10 protein-coding genes and 2 tRNA genes are annotated in these 16,274 nt (G+C 52.1%); 9 read left to right on the forward strand and 3 right to left on the reverse strand.

What is annotated here, in order from left to right:
• The first annotated feature begins 9 nt into the window (after positions 1 to 9).
• Entirely contained in the window at positions 10 to 2,634 is a 2,625-nt protein-coding gene (locus K0I31_RS05610) for a TonB-dependent receptor (protein WP_220080180.1), read from the forward strand.
• Between the two features lie 121 nt (positions 2,635 to 2,755).
• Positions 2,756 to 4,282: a tryptophan halogenase family protein gene (locus tag K0I31_RS05615; protein ID WP_220080181.1), complete on the forward strand. Its 1,527-nt coding sequence runs from the start codon at positions 2,756 to 2,758 to the stop codon at positions 4,280 to 4,282.
• Between the two features lie 97 nt (positions 4,283 to 4,379).
• Here K0I31_RS05615 and K0I31_RS05620 read toward each other — a convergent pair whose 3' ends face one another.
• Positions 4,380 to 5,099, reverse strand: a complete 720-nt coding sequence (locus K0I31_RS05620; RefSeq protein ID WP_220073367.1) for a SapC family protein — start codon at positions 5,097 to 5,099, stop codon at positions 4,380 to 4,382.
• A 1,318-nt stretch (positions 5,100 to 6,417) separates the two neighbouring features.
• Here K0I31_RS05620 and K0I31_RS05625 point away from each other — a divergent pair.
• The 5 genes from K0I31_RS05625 (at position 6,418) to nagP (ending at position 14,368) form a co-directional block, all read left to right on the forward strand.
• Positions 6,418 to 9,084, forward strand: a complete 2,667-nt coding sequence (locus K0I31_RS05625) for a beta-N-acetylhexosaminidase (RefSeq protein WP_220080182.1) — start codon at positions 6,418 to 6,420, stop codon at positions 9,082 to 9,084.
• 312 nt (positions 9,085 to 9,396) lie between these two features.
• Positions 9,397 to 10,296 (forward strand): N-acetylglucosamine kinase, encoded by a 900-nt coding sequence (nagK, locus tag K0I31_RS05630; RefSeq protein ID WP_220080183.1) that lies wholly within the window; start codon positions 9,397 to 9,399, stop codon positions 10,294 to 10,296.
• 95 nt (positions 10,297 to 10,391) lie between these two features.
• Positions 10,392 to 11,522, forward strand: coding sequence for an N-acetylglucosamine-6-phosphate deacetylase (nagA, locus tag K0I31_RS05635; protein WP_220080184.1), 1,131 nt, complete (start codon positions 10,392 to 10,394; stop codon positions 11,520 to 11,522).
• A gap of 166 nt (positions 11,523 to 11,688) precedes the next feature.
• Positions 11,689 to 12,852: a transmembrane glucosamine N-acetyltransferase NagX gene (nagX, locus tag K0I31_RS05640; RefSeq protein ID WP_220080185.1), complete on the forward strand. Its 1,164-nt coding sequence runs from the start codon at positions 11,689 to 11,691 to the stop codon at positions 12,850 to 12,852.
• A gap of 211 nt (positions 12,853 to 13,063) precedes the next feature.
• Complete coding sequence (nagP, locus tag K0I31_RS05645) at positions 13,064 to 14,368, forward strand: N-acetylglucosamine MFS transporter NagP (RefSeq protein ID WP_434086910.1); 1,305 nt, start codon at positions 13,064 to 13,066, stop codon at positions 14,366 to 14,368.
• Positions 14,369 to 14,554: 186 nt separating this feature from the next.
• Here nagP and K0I31_RS05650 read toward each other — a convergent pair.
• Both K0I31_RS05650 and K0I31_RS05655 read right to left on the reverse strand, forming a co-directional pair.
• Positions 14,555 to 14,630, reverse strand: a tRNA-Thr gene (locus tag K0I31_RS05650).
• A gap of 7 nt (positions 14,631 to 14,637) precedes the next feature.
• A tRNA-Phe gene (locus K0I31_RS05655) sits at positions 14,638 to 14,713 on the reverse strand.
• 386 nt (positions 14,714 to 15,099) lie between these two features.
• Between K0I31_RS05655 and K0I31_RS05660 the strand changes: the two genes are divergently transcribed.
• Together K0I31_RS05660 and K0I31_RS05665 are read left to right on the forward strand one after the other, a co-directional pair.
• Complete coding sequence (locus tag K0I31_RS05660) at positions 15,100 to 15,654, forward strand: cytochrome b (RefSeq protein ID WP_220080186.1); 555 nt, start codon at positions 15,100 to 15,102, stop codon at positions 15,652 to 15,654.
• Complete coding sequence (locus tag K0I31_RS05665; protein WP_220080187.1) at positions 15,651 to 16,241, forward strand: YceI family protein; 591 nt, start codon at positions 15,651 to 15,653, stop codon at positions 16,239 to 16,241. The genes K0I31_RS05660 and K0I31_RS05665 overlap by 4 nt, the downstream gene beginning before the upstream one ends.
• Positions 16,242 to 16,274: the final 33 nt, after the last annotated feature.

Here is a 16,274-nt window from a genome sequence, read left to right on the forward strand (position 1 = left end):
GGAAACGAGATGCGACCATCTACTTTTAAGAAAAGTGTACTAGCTACAAATATTGCGCTGCTGATGAGCGGTGCAGTGTCTGTTTCTGCTCTAGCGGCAGAGGCCGATGCAGAAGCGGTTAATACTGATAATATTGAAAAAATTGAAGTACGTGGTCTGCGTGCTTCGATGAAGGCGTCAATTAACGCCAAAAGATTTTCTGATGCCGTTGTCGATGCCGTTACAGCCGAAGACATAGGTAAATTCCCCGATGGCGACGTAGGTGAGTCACTGGGTCGTATTCCTGGTGTTACCGTTAACCGCCAGTTTGGCCAAGGCCAGCAGGTGTCGATTCGTGGTGCCTCTGCTCAGCTAACTCGCACCCTGTTAAATGGTCACTCGGTTGCCTCGACCGGTTGGTTTGACCAACAGGCTATCGACCGTAGCTTTAACTATTCTCTGCTGCCACCCGAGATGATCAGTGGCATCGAAGTCTATAAGTCTTCTCAGGCCGACATCACAGAAGGTGGTATTGGTGGTACCGTGGTTGTTAAGACCCGTAAGCCGCTGGACTTAGATGCCAATACTCTCTTCTTAAGCGCCAAGGGCGATTATGGTACTGTCTCTGAGGCGACAGATCCTGCGCTCTCTGGCCTGTATAGCTGGGCAAACGAGGCCGAAACCTTCGGTGTTCTGGTTTCTGCTGCGGGCTCTCAAACCGACTATCAGCGTAACGGTATCGAAACCTTGTTGGGTTGGGGCGAAATTGTGCCGACAACCTTCCAACAAGATCGTGAGCGCACCGCCTACAACATTGCCGCTCAGTATCGTCCAACCGACAACTTAGAGTTCGGCCTAACGGTTACTAGCCTGGATCTTAAGGCAAATAACGCCAACACCTCTATCTTCCTCTTCCCGACACAGCAAGGCGTTAGCTCTTGTAATAAGACCAATGCTGCGGGTGTTTGTACCGATATTACCCATACGGGCGAGGGTGGATTTGCCTGGGCACAGACTTGGGCTCGTGAAGCCGAGATGTCGTCAGATACTTATGACCTAGACTTCAAATATGAAGGTGAAGGTTTCACGCTCGAAGGCCGCGTCGGTAACACCAAGGCAGATGGTGGTACTAGCCTAACCTCTAACTATGGTAACTCTATCGGTCAGCCTGGTGACTTTGCCGGTCACTATGACGCTACCGGTGAAAAGATCATTATCGACATCGCCAACAAGTCTTTCGATGCGGGCGACTTTAACGGTCAGCTAGAAACTGCTGGTTGGGCACTGAAGAAGCAGCCTAACACCGACGAAGAGACCTATGCTCAGTTCGACCTGACCTTCCCGGTAGATTTTGGTGCCATCACCTCGATTAAAGCCGGTGTACGCTATGCAGACCATGACGTGACGCAGCAAACTGACGCGGCAATCGTGGGTGACATAGTGGCTAAAGATGCCTCTGAATACTACTCAGGCACCATCTCATCTGGCGCAGGTTTTACCCTGCCTAAGCCAAATTTCGATGCCATGATCCGCGACGCTAAAGCCTCTGTCGATGGTTTTACCCGCGATAAGTCTGGTTACGGTACCCTGAATGAGAAGAACCTGGCCGCCTACGCCATGGCTAACTTCGAGGCAGAAGGGATCCGCGGTAACTTTGGTCTACGCTTCATCTCGACCGATATCGAGTCTGATTACTATGCGCTGAGTTCAAGCGGTCAGTTCGCCGATGAGTTGAGCACTGACAAGTCGAGCTACAGTGACGTATTGCCAAGCATCAACGTGACGTTCGACTTAGCACCGGATCTCTTGCTACGTACCACAGCGGCTCAGGTGATGTCTCGTCCTAACTACGCAGACTTGTTTGCCACTTCGACCCTGCCGGGTCTGAACGATGGCACGCCAGGCAACGAGAAGCTTAACCGTGGTTCTGTTGCTCTGGAGCCATTTAAGGCGACCCAGGCCGATGTGAGCCTGGAATGGTACTTCGGCGGTGAGGGTCTGGCCTCTTTGACCTACTTCATCAAAGACGTGAGCTCTTTCATCACCACTCGTCAGAAGCTAAATCAACAGATTGGCATCGAAGACGATAACCTCAGAGATCAAGGCTACAGCGCCTGTGGTGTTGGCGTCTATGACTGCTGGACTGTCAGCGAGAAGTACAATGCTAACGGTGGTCATATCGAAGGGGTTGAGCTACAGCTGCAAGACTCGTTCGAAAATGGGCTTGGCTACTCGGTTAACTATACCTTCGCCGATGCCGGCTCTCCAGGCGAGAACTACCCTGATAAAGTGGGTGTCTTCTCTGACTCTTCTAAGCACACGGTTAACCTTGTGGGCTACTATGAGATGGAAAGCTTCTCTGCGCGTCTAGCCTACAACTGGCGCAGCGAGTACATGATGCGTGAGCTACCAGGTTTCTATGGTAACCGTCAGCACCAAGACTATGGCTCGCTGGATCTGAGCATGAACTACAGCGTGACCGATTGGATGGATCTGACCTTCGAAGCCGTTAACCTCACAGAGGAAGACAGCATCCAGATCGGTGTCTCGCCAGTCGACAATCCAGATGTGATCGCCGAGTTTAAAGATAACTACCCAGTATGGAGCTTCGAAGGCGAAGCGAGATACAAGGTGGGTGTCGCACTGCGTTTCTAATCGACACATGAGTGTACAAAGCCCGGCTTATGCTGGGCTTTTTATTAGCACCAACTTTTTATCAGCGACTTGTTATTAGCACCGACCTTTAATTAGACCAAGAGTAGGGCAGAGGTGAACCATGGACATTAAGCGTATCCTTATATTGGGCGGCGGCACGGCAGGCTGGTTGGCGGCCAATCACCTGGGTAAGGCCCTTGAGCATCGCCAGGACGTGACCATCACGCTGGTGGAGTCTCCCGATATTCCCATAATAGGGGTCGGCGAAGGCACTGTGCCCGCCATTCGTCAGAGCCTGAAACGCTTTGGGATTAGTGAATCTGAGTTTATTCGCCGGTGTGACGTCACCTTCAAGCAGTCAATCAAGTTCGTCAACTGGATGGATAAGGACCGTCACGGGGCGGGGAACTTCTATCATCACCTGTTCGATATGCCGAGCCCTCTGGGAGAGGACCTGACCCAGCATTGGCTAGATAATACTAATACTGCATACGGCGACATGGTCTCTCCTCAGCACAAGGTGTGTGAAGCCGGGCGGGCGCCGAAGCGGATCACCCATAGCGAATATGAGGGAGCGCTTGGCTATGCCTATCACCTCAACGCGGCTAAGTTTGCCAAGCTGCTTGCCGACAATGCCATCAGGCGTTTCAACGTCGAACATATCATGGCTAATGTGCAAGAGGTCACGCTAAGGGAGAACGGCGAGATCGCCTCCCTGGAAACCGATTGCCGGGGCAGTATCGGCGCGGATTTTTTTATCGATTGCAGTGGCTTTGAATCCTTGCTTATCGACAAGACGCTCAAGGTGCCCTTTGTCGATAAGTCTCATCAGCTGTTTGCCGACAAGGCGATAGCAGTGCAGGTACCAATCGATGAGAATGAGGCGATCCCGCCTTATACCCTGGCGACGGCGCATCAGGCCGGCTGGATATGGGATATCGCCTTGACCCATAGGCGCGGTGTCGGGTTTGTCTACTCCTCTAAATATATGGATGATGACACGGCGCTTAATAAGCTCTCCCGTTATCTGGGGCGGGATGTCGCCCAGTATCAATACCGAGTCTTGCCGATGAAACTTGGCCATCGCAGGGAGTTCTTGCATAAGAATTGCCTCTCCTTGGGATTGGCTCAAGGTTTCCTCGAGCCCTTAGAAGCCACCTCTATCTTGCTGACCGATTTTGCCGCAGGCTTCGTGGCTAATCGCATGCCTAAGGATAGCGAGGCGCTTGCCTTGCTCTCTGAACAGTTTAATCAGGTGATGACCTATGCCTGGGAGCGAGTCGTCGAATTTATCAAGATGCACTACTGCCTGTCAGACAGGAGTGATTCGCCGTTCTGGGTCGATAATCGTGATCCGGCAACGATTCCCATTGAGCTCTCCACTCGACTCAAGCTGTGGCAAAACCATTACCCTATAAGGCAAGACTTCTTCAGCAAGTTTGAGGTGTTTGATTTAGAGAATTATCTCTATGTCCTCTATGGCATGCATTATCCAACGGCGCCTCAGTTTGCAGGTAATAAACAGAGAGAAGCCTGGCAGGCGCAGGCTAGGCAGATAGCGAGTGTGGGTGAGCACCTGATGAAGGAGCTGCCAGAACACAGGGAGTTGCTAGAGAAGATCGCGGTATATGGCTTACAAAAATGTTGAGCTCGAAGCGCTATGATGTTTGATTTTTGAAAGGGCACAATCGATTTGGCGGGGCGTAGTTTATTCCAACGTCCCGCCATTAGCTTGCAGCGGATGCTTATTGTAGCTTGTCGAACTGGTTTTGCTTGGCGATAAGGCGAGACAGCTGGTTGAGCGAGGCTCTGTGAGCATAGACGATAGGCAGCAAACCTTTCTTTCTTAGCTCGAGGAAATCCTCATCGCTTAGCTCGTTCAGCACCTTATCGTCGATCAGGTAGACACCATTGATGTTGATCTTCTGCTCAGATCTTTCCAGCTTAATCGTTAGCTGCTGAGAAATCAGTAAGTTCTTATCTGCCAGGTATTGGCAAACGGCCTGTGTCTGTTGATGCATGGCGGCGACATCCAGCAGGGCATTGGTTCGCGCCGTCAGGTATTCACTGCGCTCACCCTCGTCGGTGAAGAGTCGATTACCAGCGTCCTCAGACACCATAGGACTATCCTCATCGATGCAGACGATCACGTTGTCGCCTTCTTCCGAAGTTCTGGCGATGGACAGCGGCGCATTGCTAAAGCCGATTGGGCTGATTGGCGCATCCCATTGATTGCTCTGGCAGTAGAGGTTAACTTCGGGCTCGATCCCCATGATGGCCACCGGAATAAACTGGCCGGTCTCACCATTCTTCACAAAGACGATGGGAAATTCGGCTGCCAGGCTAGGGATCTCCCTGGCCAGCACTGGGATCAGGTGTTCCTTGTTGAAACGGCTGAAATCGTTTGAATGAGTCAGCTTGATGTTGAGATGTTTTTCTGTCGATAGAGGGACAATCTTTGCCATGTTTTTACCTTAGTTAATTTTAGTTTGTGGTGTTTGTTCCTAGCCCTCTGTTCGTTAGGCTGGGAAACGCTGGGTTAATCTTTTACCGCTAGTGGCGGCCATAGTGCAAGCACTAATAGAGCAAGCAGGCGCGAAAGTGGTGCGATAAAGGCGTTAAGTTGAGCAACTTTCACTGTTCGGCGCTTCGAATTAGATTTATCGCTGGTAGGGCATGAGTTTGCTCTTCTTGATACTCTTCTCATAGGACCTTCTATTTTCTTTAAGAAATCATCTGGCGCCACCCCCATACTCATAGGCCCTTTTCGTTAGCATTGGCGCTCGTTTTCGGCTTTGAGTATCTTTTGGATGTTACCAATAGTTGACAGCGTTGTCATATTTATGTGGTGGCTAATGCTGGGCACTGCCTTTGTAGCTGTGTCTGCAACTGGCGGTTTTCAACTGGCAGATAAAAAATTGCCTCAGAATGTCAAAAAAATGTAGAAATTCTGTTCTTTCTTAGGTAAATTAATAAATGACAGCGTTGTCATTTGCTTGTGTGGCACGTTCGTTTTGTAAGGTTTGCATTGTTAGGAAGAGGTCTCCTAACTTGTGCATTGGCAGTAGCCATTAAGTTTGTAGCAATGGTTATTGTGTTTGTTTTTTCCTATAGTCTCTCCCCAGATACTAGAGATGGCTAGATGTGTTATGTCTCAACAGGCGCCTTTATCGGTGGCACTCGATACATGATGCATCTAGCGCTTTTTTCTGAATCAGAGTAGCGCCTGACGAGTGGGCTTTAGGGAAATGCGCAAGAGCGGAAAAAGCGAGCACAGCACAGCAGGGTGTTCGCTGTCTTGCAGAGGTTCAGATTAAATAAACAGATTTCTTTCATTGTCAGATTACTCTCCGTAGCCAGAACGCTTTCTATAGCCTGATTACTTGCCAATTCTAGATTGCCTGTAATTGCTAGGTGGGGTTCGGGGAGCCGCTAGATTTGTACCAGTCTGACGATGATCTATTTTCGCGGCGGCATTTTTGTTAATCGGCCAAGATGCGGCGGCAAATAAGACCAAGCGTAATAAGTAAGTGATCAGCAATAGCGCAGGGAAAATGTTTGAGAGCAAGGCTGGATTTTTAGGTAAGTAGTTATTCTAAAATCAAAAGTAATGCAGTTATCGAACGTTTTAACAAGTTCGCTTGAACAGTTATTTATTAGGATTGGCATAAAGTGGTGGCTATCTCAGATATCGCAATAGCAGGAAGCTGATTGCCTATGCTGACGGGGAAGGGTGGCTGCAATGAGACTTGAACGTTCAAGTCGAGAAAAGTGAGGATAACAATGAATAATAAGCTCATTCCAATAACATTACTCATGAGCCTGGGACTGCTTGGGTGCAGTCAGCCAACCACTAACCAAATAGCCAAGGATGAAGGCGTCGCGGCGCAGCAGGTAAGCGAAAGTTCTGCTCAGCAGGCACTACATCAGTTTGCTATCAGCCTTGCCGTTAATTATCACACCCTGACCAATTATCCTCAGCAGTGCACCTCAACAGGTGTCGATGGCCGCTGCTTCGCCGCCCAGATAGAATTAGTTCCGGGTATTGATTTTGACCGTAAGGATTGGGCTATCTACTACAGCCAGATGCGTCCGGTGAAACAAGTGCTAACCGATGCCTTTGAGCTGACTCAGGTTAAAGGGGATCTGCATCGCATCACGCCCACGGACAGATTTAGCGGTTTCCAGAAAGGCCAACCGGTCGACATCGCCTTTCTCGGTGAGTTATGGCAGCTATCGGAAACCGATGCCATGCCCAACTACTATATCGTCGTTCCCGGCCTTAAGCCCGAGATTATCAGCAGCACTCAGCTGACTGTCGATGTGAGTACCGGCATGGAGCAGCGGCCCTATGTCGAGGCCTATGTCAGCGCCGAGAGTCAATATAAGCGTGGCGATACCGATAAGCTTAAGTGGGCGACGCCTCAGGTCTTGTTTGATGCAAACCAAGATATTGAGAGTCGGCCTGAACTTGCCGTCAACGCGATCATCCCAACGCCCAAGCGACAAATGATCAATAGTCAAAGCCCAGTGTTATCCCTGGCCTCAGGCTATCATCTGGATGCTGGCAACGTTTCTAGAGCGTCTGTCGAGGCGGCCTTGGCTCGCATGGCCCGCCTTGGCGTTAAGCCATCGCCTCAAGGTGTACCACTCAAGTTAGAGCCGTCGACGACTAAACTCGCCGAAGGGGGCTATCGCCTCGATATTACCTCTGATGGCATCACCATAGGCGCCAGCGACGATGCCGGTTTCTCCTATGGCTTGGCGTCGCTAACAAGCCTTATTTCTCTCGACACCCTATCGATCAATGCCATGCAGATTGAAGATGAGCCTAGATTTGACTTTCGCGGCATGCATGTGGACGTGGCGCGTAATTTTCACAGCAAGCAGTTTATCTTAGATCTGCTGGATCAGATGGCGGCCTATAAGCTAAACAAGCTGCATCTGCATATGGCCGATGATGAGGGCTGGCGCCTAGAAATAGACGGCCTGCCCGAGCTGACCCTAGTGGGCAGTCGTCGCTGTCACGATCTGCAGGAAGATACCTGTTTATTGCCGCAGCTGGGCAGCGGCCCAGATGGCGATAGTAAGGTCAATGGTTTCTACTCTAAGGCCGATTATATCGAGATCCTCAAGTATGCCGGCGCGCGCCAAATTCAGGTGATACCGTCCATGGATATGCCGGGTCACTCGCGCGCCGCCATCAAGTCTATGGAGGCCAGGTATCGCCGTCTGATGGCCGAAGGCAATGAAGCCGCTGCTAACGAGTATCGCCTCATCGACCCGCTGGATAAGACCCGCTACGCCTCGATCCAATATTATGACGACAATACGCTCAACGTCTGTATGGATTCCAGTTATCACTTTGTCGACAAGGTGGTGAGCGAGATAGCCAAGCTGCACCAGGCTGCAGGTCAGAGCCTGGAGCTTTACCATATCGGCGCCGATGAAACAGCCGGTGCCTGGGTCGACTCACCCGTCTGTCAGACGCTGCTTGCAGATAAAGACAGCGGCCTGGATAGCGTGGCACATTTTGGGGCTTACTTTATCGAGCGGGTAGCCAATATGTTGGCCGATAGAGGGATTGAAACCGCGGGCTGGAGCGATGGCATGAGCCATACTCGCCCCGAGCGTATGCCAGCAAAGAATCAAACTAACATCTGGGATGTGGTTGCCCACGGCGGCCATAAGCGCGCTCATGCACAGGCCAACTTGGGCTGGGATACGGTACTGAGTAATCCCGAGGTGCTCTATTTCGATTTCCCCTACGAGGCCGATCCCAAAGAGCATGGATATTACTGGGCGAGTCGCAGCACCAACGAACGCAAACTCTTTAGCTTCATGCCAGATAACCTTCCGGCCAACGCCGAGCAGTGGACGGATATCGAAGGTAAACCATTTGAGGCCGACGATACCCTTAAGCTGGATGAAGAGGGCAAATGCCTCAGCGGGCCGCTAAATCAAGGCGTTAGATTCAAAGGGATCCAGGGCCAGCTCTGGAGCGAGACGATACGCTCAGATCAAGTGGTGGAATATATGGTGTTTCCTCGCCTGTTAGTGCTGGCTGAAAGGGCATGGCACAAGGCCGATTGGGAGGTACCATATCAATATCAGGGGGCTAAATATGGCCCAGAGACAAACTACTTCACGGCCGAGATGCGCGAGAAGCAGCGCGTGCAGTGGCAGACCTTTGCCAACACCTTAGGCTATAAGGAGCTGGCAAAGCTGGATGGGGCAGGGATAGCCTACCGTGTGCCAACCTTAGGTGCCAAGATCAAGGAAGGTTATCTGCAGGCAAACAGCATCTACCCCGGGCTTGGAATAGAGTATCGAGTCGATGGCGGCCAGTGGCAGCAATATACAGAGGCGGTTAGCGTCTCAGGTAGAGTCGAGGTCAGAGGCGTCGCCGCCGATGGTATCCGTAAGGGGCGCATACTCAAGGTCAATTAGCATTTCGCTATTAGCACTAGTTTACTGACCGAGAAATAGGTCATTTAAGCCGGCTAATGAAAATGCAAAGTAAGCTAGCGCGGTTATCTGAGAGCCGATAACCGCTTTCCTCCCTGTTATATAGCAAACACAAATCTGGACGCCTTAGAGGCGTTAACCGGGCAGTGACTGAGAAGCTTGCTGTCACAAATTTAGTGATAATTTTAAATGACAGCGTTGTCATTTCTGTTGTAACATGACATTAACTTAGTCAGTGGGCAGGGCGGGCGAAGCTAGATGCCCTGGATAATAAAACTGTGAAAGAGGTTGGTAATGGGATTTAACCAGACAGAGGAACAGGCCCTCGTCATAGGCATAGATGGTGGTGGCAGCAAGTGCCGCGCGACTATCTACGCCGCCGATGACAGTGTGATCGGCACTGGTGTGGCCGGGCGTGCGAATCCGCTTTACGGCCTGACACATACCTTCGACTCTATCTCGCGCGCGACCGAACTCGCTCTACAAGACGCCGGGCTAAAAGCGAGCGACAGCAAGACACTGGTAGCGGGCGTAGGCCTGGCTGGAGTTAACGTCGCTCATCTCTATCAGGCGATCAAAGCATGGCAGCATCCCTTTGCAGAGATGTATGTCACCACAGATCTGCACACCGCCTGCATCGGCGCCCATAAAGGTGGCGATGGCGCTGTGATCATCACAGGTACCGGCTCCTGCGGTTATGCCCACGTGGGCGAGCAGTCCTTGAGCCTAGGTGGGCATGGCTTTGCTCTGGGCGATAAGGGCAGTGGCGCTTGGCTTGGCTTACAGGCCGCGCAGCAGGTACTGTTAGATCTCGATGGCTTCGGCCCGGCTACCCAGCTAACAGAGCGTCTATTGGAGCACTTCAAGGTGAACGATGCCATGGGCATAGTCGAGCACCTGGCGGGCAAATCATCCGGTTGTTATGCCAGCCTGGCGCGCACGGTGTTATCTTGTGCACAGGCCCAGGATGAGGTGGCTAAGACGATAGTGGTCGAGGGCGCCGCGTATATCAGCGCCTTGGCCCACAAGTTATTTGAGATCCACCCGCCGCGTTTTTCCATGATAGGCGGCCTAGCCGAGCCTCTGGCCCCCTGGTTGGATAGGCGGGTGGTCGACAAGATCTCGCCAATTCTTGCCCCGCCCGAATTAGGCGCTGCCTATTTTGCGCGTCAGCAGCTAGGCTCTAGTAGTTAAGCTTTAGCAGTTAGGCTTTAGCTGTTTGCCTTGAGCAGTCTGGCGTGAGCCAAGCGTAACGAGTTGTAGATGATGTTTTGCCAGGAATTGAATCGATGAAACAGACACTGATTGCCGAGCGGGTATTTGACGGCGAACACTTCCACCATAACCAGGCCATCACCATAGAGGACGGGCGTATCGTTTCTTTCGATAGGGCTAGCGATGTCGAGCCGATTCTGCTGGTCGGTACCCTGGTGCCTGGCTTTATCGATGTTCAGGTCAATGGCGGCGGCGGTGCCCTGTTTAACGACGCGCCCAGCGTCGAGAAGATAAAGACCATAGGCCAGGCCCATGCCAGATTTGGCACCACGGGCTTCTTGCCGACCCTGATCACCGACGAAATTGAGGTAATGCGCGCCGCCGCCGATGCGGTGGCCGAGGCGCTGGCGCTGAATACGCCTGGCGTGCTGGGGATCCATTTCGAGGGGCCGCACCTCAGTGTGCCCAAGAAGGGCGTCCATCCGGCAAACTATATTCGTCGTATCTCAGATGAAGAGTTGGCGGTTTTTGCCCGCGATGATCTAGGGACTAAGGTGGTGACACTGGCGCCGGAGAATGTTGCACCAGAGGTGATTAACGCCCTGGTCGAGTGCGGCGTCAGAGTCTGTCTCGGTCACTCTAATGCCGAATACGATACCGTTATTAAGGCGCTTGAGGCCGGGGCAACCGGTTTCACCCACCTGTTTAACGCCATGTCGCCCATGGATTCCAGGGCGCCGGGCATGGTGGGCGCGGCGCTGGAGAGCCAGAATGCCTGGTGCGGCCTGATAGTCGATGGTCACCACGTGCATCCGGCCTCGGCTAAGGTAGCCATCGCCGCTAAGCCAAGGGGCAAGGTGATGCTGGTGACAGACGCCATGCCGCCTGTGGGCATGGATGATAACGCCAGCTTCGAGCTGTTTGGCACCCAGGTGGTTCGCCGCGGTGACAGGTTAAATGCCGTAACCGGCGAGCTTGCCGGATGTGTGCTGGATATGATTGGCGCGGTCAACAACAGCGTTAGCATGCTAGGTGTGACCCACGAAGAGGCGCTGCGGATGGCGGCTAGATATCCCGCCGAGTTTATCGGTCATCGTCAGCGCGGCGTGTTTACCATAGGCGCCAGGGCGGATATGGTGTTGCTAGGCAGCGATAATAAAGTGGCGCGCACCTACATAGATGGCCAGTTGGTCTATCAGGTATAGCGACCCCATTAGATGCATAGCCTTCGCGCTAGAGAATTGCAAAAGGCGCTGAAACAAGCGCTCTATTTGTGCTCGGAATTAAGGCGCTAATTAGACTCAATGCTCGTGCTACCGGGTTAAGCTTAGTGTTTGATTTATAATAATAACGATAAGAGAGAGGCTCCTGATGGAACCTAAAACAGATCCCCATTCCAAACCGGCCGCGAAACCCAGGCTAATGTCGCTCGATGCCCTAAGGGGCTTCGATATGTTCTGGATCCTGGGGGGCGAGGCGCTGTTTGCGGCGCTGCTGGTCTGGACCGGCTGGCAGGGCTGGCGTATCGCCGATGCCCAGATGCACCACAGTCAATGGCACGGCTTTACCTTCTATGATCTTATCTTCCCTCTATTCATCTTCCTCTCCGGCGTCGCCTTAGGCCTATCGCCCAAACGCCTGGATTCGCTGCCCTGGCCAGAGCGTCTTCCCCTCTATCGCCACGCGATAAAACGTCTGATGCTGCTGCTTCTGTTTGGTGTGCTCTATAACCATGGCTGGGGCACCGGCATGCCGATGGCGGCAGATGAGGTGAGATATGCCAGCGTGCTGGGACGCATCGCCTTTGCCTGGTTCTTCGCCGCCTTACTGGTGTGGCATACCGGGCTGAAGACGCAGGTATTGGTCGCCATCGGTATACTCTTCGGATACGCCGCGATGCAGCTGTGGCTGCCGGTTCCCGGCGGCGTGGCGGGGGACTTCTCTATTTCTGGTTCGATCAACGCCTATGTGGACGGCAAGTTTCTGCCCGGGATTAGCTATCAGGGCTGGGCGACTGATCCTGAGGGGATCCTCTCTACCCTGCCTGCCATAGTCAATGCCTTAGCGGGTGTCTTTACCGGTCGCTTCATCGTTAAGTCTCATCCCAAGTGGGGAGGGGTAAAGGGCGAGTGGGCCAAGGTTGGCATCTTGTTACTTGCTGGCTTGCTCAGCCTGGGGCTAGGCTGGATGGTGAATCCTTATATTCCGGTGAATAAAGATCTCTGGACCAGCAGCTTTGTCATGGTCACCCTGGGCTGGAGCCTTATCTTACTCGCCATCTTCTATGCGCTGGTGGATGTGCTAAAGCTGCACAGATTGGCATTTGGATTTGTGATCATAGGCTGCAATGCCATCATCATCTATCTGGCCTCGAGTCTGGTGAAATGGGACTACCTTGCCAGCAGCCTATTTGGCGGCGCGATACAGGCGCTGCCGATTGAGATGCAGCCACTGGCGTCTGCCTGCGCCTTACTCTTGGTGCAGTGGTTGCTGCTCTACTGGATGTATAAGCGCGGCATCTTCATCAAGGTTTAAGTCTTATAGAAGATAGTGGCTGGGCAATTTAATAAGGAAAACGCTGTGTTAGCCTGTAAAGGCTAAAAAGCGAAAATGACAGCGTTGTCTTTTTTCTGTTTATGTTTTAACATCGATGAAACAAGGGGGCAACTTGCGCCCGAGCTGTAATGTACCAAGCCGATATCGCGAGCTGATATCCGAAGATTAATTACTATAAGAAAACAGGCTTATGGAAATGACATTAAATAGTGAAAGTAAGCGCAGCAGCGTGATCCCCATGGCGATCGTTGCCGGACTCTTCTTTATTCTGGGTTTTGCGACCTGGCTAAATGGGTCCTTGATGCCTTACCTCAAGCAGATCCTGCAACTCACCCCGCTTCAAGCCTCCCTCATTCTCTTCTCCTTTTATATCGCCGTGACCTTTACCGCATTGCCCTCGGCATGGGTGATCCGTAAGGTGGGTTACAAGACGGGCATGGCGATGGGCATGGGGATCATGATGATTGCCGGCCTGCTATTCATACCCGCGGCCAAGACGCAGGTATTTGCGTTGTTTCTGTTTGCGCAGCTGGTGATGGGCACGGGCCAGACCCTGCTACAGACTGCGGTGAATCCCTATGTGGTCAGAATCGGTCCCGAGGAGTCGGCCGCCGCTCGCGTGAGTGTCATGGGGATCCTCAACAAGGGCGCAGGGGTGATCGCGCCGCTGGTGTTTACCGCCCTGATCCTCGACAGCTTTAAGGACAGAGTCGGCGTTGAGCTGACCCAGGCGCAGATCGACGAGATGGCCAATGGCCTGGTGTTCCCATATTTGGGCATGGCTATCTTTATCGGTGTGCTGGCGCTGTTGGTGAAAAAATCGCCTCTGCCAGAGCTTGAAAATGAAGACGAGCAAGAGCAGGGCACCAAGGGGCATACCCGTGAGGCGCTGTCTCATCCTAATCTGGCATTAGGGGTAGTAGCACTGTTTTTCTATGTGGCGGTAGAAGTGATCGCCGGCGATACCATAGGCACCTTCGCCCTCTCTCTCGGGGTCGAGAACTATGGCGTGATGACCTCCTATACCATGATCTGCATGGTCATCGGCTACTCCCTGGGTATCCTGACCATTCCCCGTTTTATCTCTCAGCCTAAGGCGTTGATGATCTCGGCGATACTAGGCCTAATGCTGACGCTGGGGATCCTATTTGGTGACAACGAGTCTTATGCTATCGCCAACGCGTTACTGGTTCCCTTTGGCGGTGCCATGTTGCCAGATACCCTGTTGATGATCGCCTTCTTAGGCTTGGCCAACGCCATCGTCTGGCCAGCTGTATGGCCGCTGGCGCTATCTGGCATGGGTAAACTGACCAGCACAGGCTCGGCGCTATTGGTGATGGGCATTGCTGGTGGCGCATTCGGTCCGCTGTTTTGGGGATTAACCAGCTCGGCCACATCACTTGGTCAGCAGGGCGGCTATATGGTGATGTTGCCTTGTTACCTGTTTATCCTCTTCTATGCCGTGAAAGGCTATAAGATGCGTAGCTGGAAATAGCTGAGAGTGTTTATCGAATCAAAAGGAGCCGAGTGCTCCTTTTTTGTTGCCTAGTATCAAGGGGCAACTCGTTAATGACGGCTTAATTAAGAGAGGGGATGTTTGTATCAGGAGTGTAATGAATTCCATAAAGGGCGGTAAATTTCAGATATAAAAAAGCCCCGACATTGTCGAGGCTGTTTTATATGGTGCCGGCACCAAGAGTCGAACTCGGGACCTACTGATTACAAGTCAGTTGCTCTACCAACTGAGCTATGCCGGCTAAATTGTGGTGCCCGAACCCGGAATCGAACCAGGGACACGAGGATTTTCAATCCTCTGCTCTACCGACTGAGCTATTCGGGCAACTAAACTAAGTGTCTAGTTAACTACTTCAAACCAGGCCTCTGTGACCCTTGCCGTTTGGAGTGCGCGTATAATATAGCGCTGATATTTATCCTGCAAGCGCTTTTTTGGAGAAATTTAACTGCATGGCTAGTTAATGTGCAAAGTGCTGGCTTTTTGGCATTTATGCCGATTTTTAGCACAGTGGCTGTGGTTAAAACTCAGGTTTTAGCCACTAATTGTTCTTAAGGGGGCATTTTCAGGCCTCTTATTTCCCAACTCCCCACTAATCTCGTTTGTCTTAGCACTACCTTTCTAAAAATTAGAATTTTATTGGCGAAATTACGCGATATTTGTCGATCTAAATCGAAGTTAATATGCTGTTAAGTCATAAATGAGGATGAATCGTGTTTAAAAATACCCAGAGCCGCTACGGCTTGGTGAGCATAGGCCTGCATTGGCTGACGGCGATTGCCGTATTAACGCTGTTCGCCCTGGGCGTGTGGATGGTCGAGCTGACCTATTACAGCGCCTGGTATAAGCGAGCGCCGGATTTGCATAAGAGCATAGGCGTGCTGCTGATGGTGTTAACCCTGTGCCGTCTGCTGTGGCGTTGGTTAAACCCGGAGCCTAAGGCGCTCCCCGGGCATCAAAGGTGGGAGAAGCTGGCAGCGGGCCTGGTGCATCGTCTGCTGTATCTGATGCTGCTTGGCATCTTGATCTCTGGCTATCTTATCTCTACCGCCGACGGCAGGGCCATTGGCGTTTTCTCACTCATCGAGCTGCCGAGCCTGGGGCTATTGTTTGAGGGGCAGGCGGATATTGCCGGCAAAGTACATCAATATCTGGCCTATGGCTTTATCGCCCTGGTAACTCTGCATGGCCTTGGGGCACTTAAACACCATTTCATCGACAAAGACGCAAGCTTAAAACGCATGTTAAACATTAAGGAGACACAATGAAGAAGGCTATATTGAGCGCCGCACTTATTAGCACACTAGGCGCGGGTGCATTCATGTTACCGGCTACAGCCAATGCCGCCGATTACGTGATAGATACCCAAGGTGCCCACGCCTCGGTGCAGTTTAAGGTGAGCCACTTAGGTTACAGCTTCGTGGTGGGGCGCTTTAACGAGTTTGCCGGCGACTTTAGCTTCGATAGCAAACATATAGGTGATGCCAAGGTAAATGTAACGATCAATACGGCGAGTCTCGACTCTAACCACGCCGAGCGTGACAAGCACCTGAGAAGCGAAGATTTCCTTAATGTGGCTAAGCATCCCGAGGCTAGCTTTAAGTCGACCTCGGTCAAAGAGCTGAGTGACGGCAAGTTTGTGCTCAATGGCATGCTGACCCTTAACGGGGTGACTAAGCCTGTGGCAATCGATGCAAAGTTTATTGGTGAAGGGCAAGACCCTTGGGGTGGTTACCGCGCCGGTTTTGTCGGCCAGACAGAATTTGCCCTGAAGGACTATGATATCAAGATGGATCTAGGCCCCGCGTCCAGCCATGTGACCCTAGATCTCGTGGTCGAAGGCATTCGTCAGTAGTGACTGCTTAAGCAAATCCCCATTATAGAAAAA

The sequence above is a fragment of the Shewanella spartinae genome (genome assembly GCF_019457555.1).
GTDB classification, from domain to species: domain Bacteria; phylum Pseudomonadota; class Gammaproteobacteria; order Enterobacterales; family Shewanellaceae; genus Shewanella; species Shewanella loihica.

Bases quoted from the DNA above. Each gene is read 5' to 3' on its own strand.
- K0I31_RS05610 (WP_220080180.1), top strand. From the start codon at position 10: ATGCGACCATCTACTTTTAAGAAAAGTGTACTAGCTACAAATATTGCG.
- K0I31_RS05665 (WP_220080187.1), top strand. From the start codon at position 15,651: ATGAAGAAGGCTATATTGAGCGCCGCACTTATTAGCACACTAGGCGCG.
- nagX (WP_220080185.1), top strand. From the start codon at position 11,689: ATGGAACCTAAAACAGATCCCCATTCCAAACCGGCCGCGAAACCCAGG.
- nagP (WP_434086910.1), top strand. From the start codon at position 13,064: ATGGAAATGACATTAAATAGTGAAAGTAAGCGCAGCAGCGTGATCCCC.
- nagK (WP_220080183.1), top strand. From the start codon at position 9,397: ATGGGATTTAACCAGACAGAGGAACAGGCCCTCGTCATAGGCATAGAT.
- K0I31_RS05615 (WP_220080181.1), top strand. From the start codon at position 2,756: ATGGACATTAAGCGTATCCTTATATTGGGCGGCGGCACGGCAGGCTGG.
- K0I31_RS05625 (WP_220080182.1), top strand. From the start codon at position 6,418: ATGAATAATAAGCTCATTCCAATAACATTACTCATGAGCCTGGGACTG.
- nagA (WP_220080184.1), top strand. From the start codon at position 10,392: ATGAAACAGACACTGATTGCCGAGCGGGTATTTGACGGCGAACACTTC.
- K0I31_RS05620 (WP_220073367.1), bottom strand. From the start codon at position 5,099: ATGGCAAAGATTGTCCCTCTATCGACAGAAAAACATCTCAACATCAAG.